Annotated in this window: 8 protein-coding genes, 1 tRNA gene and 1 other RNA gene; 4 read left to right on the forward strand and 6 right to left on the reverse strand. The window is 72.7% G+C overall.

Annotated elements, in window-relative coordinates; all coding sequences use genetic code 11:
* Positions 1–502, forward strand: a 502-nt coding sequence (locus NH339_RS16570) for an acyl-CoA dehydrogenase family protein (protein ID WP_256475716.1), incomplete at its 5' end; no start/stop codon positions are given.
* 154 nt (positions 503–656) lie between these two features.
* Here the strand turns inward: NH339_RS16570 and ffs are convergent.
* Positions 657–747: signal recognition particle sRNA small type (gene ffs / locus NH339_RS16575), an RNA gene on the reverse strand.
* A 65-nt stretch (positions 748–812) separates the two neighbouring features.
* Here ffs and NH339_RS16580 point away from each other — a divergent pair.
* The 3 genes from NH339_RS16580 (at position 813) to NH339_RS16590 (ending at position 3632) form a co-directional block, all read left to right on the forward strand.
* Positions 813–900 (forward strand) — tRNA-Ser (locus NH339_RS16580).
* Positions 901–1196: 296 nt separating this feature from the next.
* Positions 1197–2246: an AraC family transcriptional regulator gene (locus NH339_RS16585; protein ID WP_253027125.1), complete on the forward strand. Its 1050-nt coding sequence runs from the start codon at positions 1197–1199 to the stop codon at positions 2244–2246.
* Between the two features lie 132 nt (positions 2247–2378).
* A complete protein-coding gene (locus NH339_RS16590; protein WP_253027126.1) occupies positions 2379–3632 on the forward strand; it encodes an acyl-CoA dehydrogenase family protein in 1254 nt (417 codons plus the stop codon).
* Positions 3633–3708: 76 nt separating this feature from the next.
* Here NH339_RS16590 and NH339_RS16595 read toward each other — a convergent pair whose 3' ends face one another.
* The 5 genes from NH339_RS16595 to NH339_RS16615 form a co-directional block, all read right to left on the reverse strand.
* Positions 3709–4059 (reverse strand): Lsr2 family protein, encoded by a 351-nt coding sequence (locus tag NH339_RS16595; protein ID WP_253027127.1) that lies wholly within the window; start codon positions 4057–4059, stop codon positions 3709–3711.
* 96 nt (positions 4060–4155) lie between these two features.
* Entirely contained in the window at positions 4156–4911 is a 756-nt protein-coding gene (locus NH339_RS16600) for a 2-phosphosulfolactate phosphatase (protein WP_253027128.1), read from the reverse strand.
* A gap of 34 nt (positions 4912–4945) precedes the next feature.
* Positions 4946–5590 carry a hypothetical protein gene (locus NH339_RS16605; protein WP_253027129.1) on the reverse strand — a complete coding sequence of 215 codons (645 nt, stop codon included), beginning with the start codon at positions 5588–5590 and terminating at the stop codon, positions 4946–4948.
* Between the two features lie 29 nt (positions 5591–5619).
* Complete coding sequence (locus tag NH339_RS16610; protein ID WP_253027130.1) at positions 5620–6426, reverse strand: ECF transporter S component; 807 nt, start codon at positions 6424–6426, stop codon at positions 5620–5622.
* A partial coding sequence (locus NH339_RS16615; RefSeq protein ID WP_253027131.1) for an ATP-binding cassette domain-containing protein occupies positions 6423–7203 on the reverse strand: 781 nt, incomplete at its 5' end. The genes NH339_RS16610 and NH339_RS16615, both read right to left, overlap by 4 nt.

The raw sequence follows: 7203 nt of genomic DNA on the forward strand, positions 1-7203 counted from the left end.
GCCGCTCGGCGACCCGTCGGCCGACGCGGCCGACGCGGTGGCCCTGGCGGTCGCGCGCGGCCAGGTCGCACTTGGTCACGAGGCGGTCGGCGCGATCGACGTCGCCCTGCGGATCACGACCGAGTACCTCAAGACGCGCAAGCAGTTCGGCGTCACGCTGAACACGTTCCAGGCGCTGACCTTCCGGGCGGCCGACCTGTACGTGTCGGCGGAGCTGGTCCGCAGCACGGTCACGTGGGCGACGCTGGTGCTGCAGGACGAGCCGGAGCGGGCCGTCGAGGCGGCGTCGCGCGCGAAGCTGCAGGTCTCGCGCGCCGGCCGGCACATCGGCCAGGAGGCGATCCAGCTGCACGGCGGCATCGGCATGACGGCCGAGTACTCGGTGGGCCACTACACGAGCCGGCTCACCGCGATCGACCACACGCTCGGCGACGGCTCGGAGCACCTGGCGCGCCTCGCGTCGACGGTGACCGACCACGGCGTCGTCGACCCGATCGGCTGATCGGCACCCACTCCCGACGCCCCCGACCGCACAATGGTCGGGGGCGTCGTCGTGCGGGCCCTGGCGACGGATCTGTCTGCGTTCGCGTCGCCATCCCTAAGTGAACGCAGAGACGTCGGTCCGACGGATGACCCGGGCGACGGTCGCGGACGTGAAGGACCCCTCGCGTACCCGCCAGAGCCCACTGACCCTTGCTGCCTTCCGGCCCTGGGGGAGTTGGGTGAGATAGCGCCACGCGAGGGGCTGGGCCCAGCATACGGGGGCTGCCCCGGTGCGTTCCACGCGGGATGCGACCGGTACGCTCGTCCGCGGAGGATTCGCATAGTGGCCTAGTGCGCTCGCTTGGAAAGCGGGTTGAGTGAAAGCTCTCAGGGGTTCGAATCCCCTATCCTCCGCCACGTGCCACGGCCCCCAGCGCTCTTTGCTGGGGGCCGTGGTGCGTTGTCGAGCATGGCGATTCGAGGAGGAGGGAGCGCCAGCGACCGACGGGGTCCCCTCCTCCCCCGGCGTCTGTGCCACCGGGTTCGAGGAGAGGCTGGGACACGTCCCTCGCGGACGCGACGAGCGACCTCACCGCCGCACGACCGCGCGCGTGAGGACTTCGACACGCGACGGTGCCGCGAGCGCCTCACCGGCACAACACGCGCGTCCTAGCGTCGAGGGGACGCTCGGAGACATCGGAGAGGACGCAGCGATGGGCGTGCAACCGCAAGCACCAGGACGGACGCTGCCGAGCGGTCGCGAGACGTCACGGACGATGCGCTCGTGGACCACCGCGGACCGGCCGGTCGGTGAGCAGTTCGCCTACTGGCGCGAGGTGATCTGCGAGGCGTTCGCGCCGCTCGCGGCCGAGCGCGGCCCGCACCACGCGGCCGACGCCGGCACACGCAGCGGCATCGAGAGCTGGGTGCGTTCGAGCCGACTCACGGGCACCAACTGCGCGGAGGTGTCCTCACGGACCCAGCTGATCTCCCACGGCCGCGCCGAGGTGCGACGGACCGCGTCGGAGGAGGTCTTCGTCAACCTGCAGCTGAAGGGCTCGTGCATCGGGCGCCAGGACGACCGGACGTGCGTCGTCCCCGCGGGCGGGTTCGCGCTCTTCGACACGACGAGCGAGTACCACCTCGACTTCGTCGAGGACCCCCGCGACGGGGAGTGGCGGGTGCTGTCCTTCCGCGTGCCGCGGGCAGACCTCGTGCCCATGCTGGCGTCGGACGAGGGCTTCACGGCTGTCGCGCACGACTCGAGGACGAGCGGGATGGCGAACCTCGTGGCGTCGACCATGGCGTCGATCTGGCAGAACATCGGCGCGCTCGACGGCGTCGCCGCCGAGGCGGCGGAGACCGCGTTCACCACGACGCTGGCCGCCGCGTCAGGACCGGGCGACCTGGTCGGGGACGCACGCCGCGAGAGCTGCGACGCCGCGCTGCGGGCCTCGATCAACCGGTACGTCGCCGCGCACCTGCACGGCGACGACCTGGCTCCGGCCGTCGTCGCCCGACGCTTCGCGATCTCGGTGCGCAAGCTGCACGCCCTCTACGAGGGCACGGGGTGCACGTTCGCCCAGACGGTGATGCGTCTGCGGGTCGAGGCCTGCGCCCGCGACCTCGCGAGCAGCAGCCGCACCGTCACGGAGATCGCCACCCGGTGGGGCTTCTACGACCTCTCCCACCTCAACCGGGTCTTCCGGGCCCACCGCGGATGCCTGCCGTCGGAGTACCGGCTGGGTGCCGAGGCGTCCTAGCCCGACGTCCCGGACAGCCGTGCACCGCTGTCCCACCAACCTCGCACCCTCGTGCGAGCCAGCGCCTGTGCCGCCGACCGATGCTGGAGCACCAGCCGTCGGAAGCGCCGACGCACGACAGAGGAGCCGAGCATGGCACTTGACTTCACCTTGAGCGAGGAGCAGCAGGGGCTGCGACTCCAGGCCCGCGCCTTCGCCGACGACGTCCTGAGCGGCGTCGCCGGCACCATCGCCGACATCGCCGACCCCCTCGAGCGGTTCCGGGCGATCAAGCCGTACTACGAGAAGATGGTCGACGCCGGCTTCCTGGCCGGCCTCGTGCCCGCGGAGCAGGGTGGGCACCGCTTCTCCAACCTGCAGTTCGCGCTCGCGTGCGAGGAGCTCGCGCGGGTCGAGATCAACGTGCCCACCGCGCTCCTCGGCACGGGGCTGGGCCTGTACCCCGTCATCAAGGCCGGGACCGACGAGCAGAAGGAGCGGTTCCTGCGGCCGTTCGCGGGCTCGGAGCCGAGGCTCGCCGCGATCGCGTTCACCGAGGCCGCCGGCGGCGCCAACTTCGACAGCCCCGACGCGTCGGTCGGCGTGCAGACCTTCGCCGAGCGCGACGGCGACGAGTGGGTCATCAACGGCCGGAAGGCCTACACCACGAACGCGTCGGGCTGGGACGACGACGGGGCCGACCTGATCGCCGTGGTCTGTCGGGTCGACCCGACGAAGCCACCGCTGGAGTCGCTCGCGATCATCATGGTCGAGAAGGGCAATCCGGGCGTGAAGATCACGGGCATGATCGACACGGTCGGCCACCTCGCGGCGAACTCGCCCCAGGTGCACCTGGACGACGTGCGCGTCCCGCTGGACAACATGATCGGCCAGCCCGGCGACGGCATGGACCTCACCAAGGGCGCGTTCTCCTGGACCTGCTCGAGCATCGCCGCCGCGTGCGTCGGCAAGATGCGGGCGGCCTTCGACTTCGCGTACGAGTTCACGCGGACCGAGAAGCGGTCCGGCCCGCACCCCGTCATCGAGTACCAGAACGCGGGCTACATGCTCGTCGACATCAAGACCCGCATCGAGGCCGGCCGCTACCTGGCATGGAAGGCGGCGCACCACTTCGACGCGACGGACGGCGCGGACCGCGAGCTGTCGAACATGAGCAAGATCTACAACTCCGAGCTGTCGGTGCAGGTCGTCTACGACGCGATGCGCCTCGTCGGGGTCGACTCCTACACGACGATGACGCCGATCGCGGGGATCATGCAGGACGTGCTCTGCTTCCCGGTCTACGACGGCGGCAACATGGGCGTCCGCCGGCGACACCTGCACGAGATGCTGATGGAGCCGACCTACGACCCCCTGGCGGCCGCGGAGAACCGCGTGTCGTTCTGATCCTGCGGCCCCGACGCGACGCGGCCGGGTCGGACTCCTCGAGGAGCCCGACCCGGCCGCGTGGTCGTGACAGGGGTCAGTGCGCGGACTGGTAGGCCTCGATGAGCGAGGAGGGGACGCGTCCGCGGGCGGGGACGTCGAGGCCCTGCTCCTGCGCCCACTCGCGCACGGCCTTGGCGTCGACCGACGACGCGGACGACGAGGAGGACGAGCGGCGCGAGGAGCTGCTGCGGCCGGAGGCGCGACCTGCGCGGCGACCGACGGCGACGTAGGGCGCGACGGCGTCGGCGAACGCCTGCCGCTCGGCCTCGGTGAGGTCGACCTCGTAGCCGACCCCGTCGAAGGTGAAGGCGACGGTGGGCGACGGCGTGTCGATCTCGTCACCGCTCAGGTCGGAGTAGAACTTTTCCACGGTCTTTTTTGCCATAGGTGGAGATTATCGCGTTCGCAGCGAAAGTCGTGACACCGGGCGGAGGCATTATGGACCAAAGTCAGGAATATCGTCCAACACCTTTTTTCGACTTTATGGCGCTGGGACGAATCCGCGGTCGCTGAGCACCGGGACGACGCCGCTCGACCCCACCTGGGCGGCGACGGCGACATCGGCCTCCCAGCCCGCCGCCACGAGCTCGAGCCCGCTCGCGCAGGCGTGCAGGTGGGACGACTCGCGCTCCCGCACGAGCCGGTAGGCGTCGGCGGCCAGGGCGGCCTCGGGCGACAGACCGGGCCAGTCGAAGTCCTCGAGCGCGGCGAGCACCGCGCCGGCACCCCAGAGGTCCTCGACCGCCGGTCGCAGCGTCCCGTCGGGCCACCGCTCGCCGGCGGCGACCACCGCCACGACCGTGTCGTCGGCGTCGTGCTCCCGCGCGATCCAGGAGGCGACGGCGGCGGCGTTGCGCAGGCTCGCCCCGACCACGGTCGTCGCCGCCGACGCCAGGGCGTGCGCGACGGCCGACCCGTTGGGCGACGGCAGCACGAGCCTGGGCGGCAGGTCGACCTCCAGCAGACGGGCGGGCGACAGCGTGGGCTCGTCGGGCGCGGCACTCGAGCGCCCACCGGCCAGCACGGCGCCCGTCTGGGCGGCCACCGCTGCGGCGTCCGGTCGACCCGCCGGGTACGGCACCACCACGGCACCGCGCTCGACGGCCACGCCGAGGGCGGTGGTGAAGGACAGGACGTCGACGACGACCGCGACGTCGGCGCCCTCGCCCACGGCGAGCCCGCCGGTGGGTCCCCAGTCGAACCGGACCGTGTGGTCGCCCTGGCGCGTCGCCGTCATGGCACCAGTGTGCCGACCCGACGGTGGCGCCCGGTCACGGCCGGCGCCGCCGGGCGACGACGACGATGCCGGCCACGACGGCGAGCAGGACGAGGGCCAGCGCGACCGTCACCGCAGTCTCGACGCCCGAAGGACGCAGCGCGTCGTGCTCCTCGACCTGCGTCGCGCGCGGTGTCCGCTCCCGCGTCTCGACGGTCGGCCGGGTCTGCACCGGCACGTCCTCGCCGTCGGCCAGCAGCTGGTAGCGCAGGGCGACGAACTGCCCCGGCTGCACCCGCTGCTCGCGCAGCCCGGTCTGCGCGAACGTCCAGTCGCCGCCCTCGTCGGCGATCAGGAAGGCCCAGTACCCCGACCCGGACAGCGACGCGCCGCACCGCTCCTCGTCGGGTCCGGGCCGACCGTCGACCCGGCACACGAACGGCGTCGACCCGCTGGTCTCCACCAGGTCGTGCCCCGCCGCGACCAGTGCGTCCTGCGCGACGGCGTCCGTGTCGAGGCCGGTCGCGCAGCGCACGTCGGGCTCACCACCGAGCGAGGCCGGCTCGACGACGACCACGACGTCCTCGGCGGTGCAGGCGGCGGTCGAGCCGGAGTCGGAGGCGGTGGCGGCGGTGGCGGGTGCGAGGAGGCCGCCCAGCAGCACGGCGAGGACCAGGACGGGACGGGACGACGGACGCATGCCCACCATCCTCGCCGACCGGCGCTCCCTCACCCCTGGGCGACCTCGACGGCCGGCTGTCCGTAGCGGGCACGGCGGGCCGCACGGCGCAGTGTCGTCAGCACGGGAGGTCCGAGGATCCCCACGAGCAGGGCGTTGGTGATCGCCCGCCCGGTGTCCCAGCCCCAGGTCGACGTGAGCAGGTTGTAGAGCAGGAAGCGGTGCAGGTTCTCCCCCACCGGGTCGCCCGGCACCAGCTGCAGCGTCCGGTCGGAGCCGGGGACGGCGATGCCCAGCTGGAACGGCCAGGACGACAGGTTCATCAGCATGCCGAAGGCGTAGGCGACGACCACCGCGTAGACGACGAGCATCACGACCTCCGCGCGGCCCGTCACCCGTCGCGGGAGCAGCCCCGCGCCCAGCCCGATCCAGGCCGCGCACATCATCTGGAACGGCAGCCAGGGCCCCACCCCCGACGTCAGCAGCGCCGAGGCGAACAACGACGTGCACCCGAGCACGTAGCCGAACCCGGGGCCGAAGACCCGGCCGGCGAGGACGAGCACGAAGAAGACGGTCTCGATCCCGGCCGTCCCCGCACCGAGCGGTCGCAGCGCCGCGTTGACCGCGGTCAGCACGCCCAGCATGGCCAGAGCCTTGGCGTCCATGCCGCCCTCGGTGAGCTCGGCGACGACGACCAGCACGACGATCGGCAGCAGCGCCATGAAGATGAACGGCTGGTCGACGCGGGTCGCCCCCGCCGCGGGCTGCACGAACAGCGGCCACAGGAACATGACGAGCCCCGCGACCGACGCGACCCCGAGCACGAGCGCCGAGCGTGGCGTGAGGCGCGACGTCACGACGACGCCCCCGCGACGTCGGCGACCGTGAGCCAGCCGGGCCCGAGCACCTTGGCCGTCTGGGGCGCGAACGCCGGCGACTCCGCCAGCACCTTGCCGACGTCGCCGGCCGACACGACCTCACCCTCGGCCATCACCACGACGGCGTCCGCGACGAGCGCGACGAACTCGACGTCGTGGGTCGACACCACCACACCCCGTCCCTCGGCCGCCTGCGCGTGCAGGATGTCGGCGAGCTGGGTCTTGGCCGAGTAGTCGAGCCCGCGGGTCGGCTCGTCGAGCAGCAGCAGCCGCGGAGCCGCGGTGAGCACGATCGCCAGGACGAGCGACAGCCGCTGTCCCTCGCTCAGGTCGCGCGGGTGCTGGTCGCCGTCGATCCCGGGGGCCAGCCGGTCGAGCAGCGCGCGGCACCGCCCGTCGGCCCCGTCGGTGTGCGCGTCGGCCGCGGCGCACTCCTCGTCGACGCTCTCCAGGTACAGCAGGTCCGACGCGGTCTGCGGCACGAGACCCACCTGGGCCCGGGCCGCCGCCGGGGCGAGTCCGGCGGGGTCGAGCGCCTCCGCCCCCACCGCGACCCGGCCCGCGGCACGCTTGACCCCACCCTGCAGCGCCCACAGCAGCGACGACTTGCCGGAGCCGTTGCGTCCCATGAGCGCCACGACCTCGCCGCTGCGGACGGTCAGGTCGACGGCGTCGACCGCGCGGTGGCGGCGGTAGTCGACGCACACGCCGTCGGCCCGCAGCACCGGCGCCCCCACGGGACGTCGGGGACCGCGC

This window comes from Aeromicrobium sp. CnD17-E (assembly GCF_024124745.1).
Lineage (GTDB): Bacteria > Actinomycetota > Actinomycetes > Propionibacteriales > Nocardioidaceae > Aeromicrobium.

What these genes read in the sequence shown, in the direction of transcription:
- NH339_RS16585 (WP_253027125.1), top strand. Translation starts at nt 1,197, where the DNA reads ATGGGCGTGCAACCGCAAGCACCAGGACGGACGCTGCCGAGCGGTCGC.
- NH339_RS16590 (WP_253027126.1), top strand. Translation starts at nt 2,379, where the DNA reads ATGGCACTTGACTTCACCTTGAGCGAGGAGCAGCAGGGGCTGCGACTC.
- NH339_RS16595 (WP_253027127.1), bottom strand. Translation starts at nt 4,059, where the DNA reads ATGGCAAAAAAGACCGTGGAAAAGTTCTACTCCGACCTGAGCGGTGAC.
- NH339_RS16600 (WP_253027128.1), bottom strand. Translation starts at nt 4,911, where the DNA reads ATGACGGCGACGCGCCAGGGCGACCACACGGTCCGGTTCGACTGGGGA.
- NH339_RS16605 (WP_253027129.1), bottom strand. Translation starts at nt 5,590, where the DNA reads ATGCGTCCGTCGTCCCGTCCCGTCCTGGTCCTCGCCGTGCTGCTGGGC.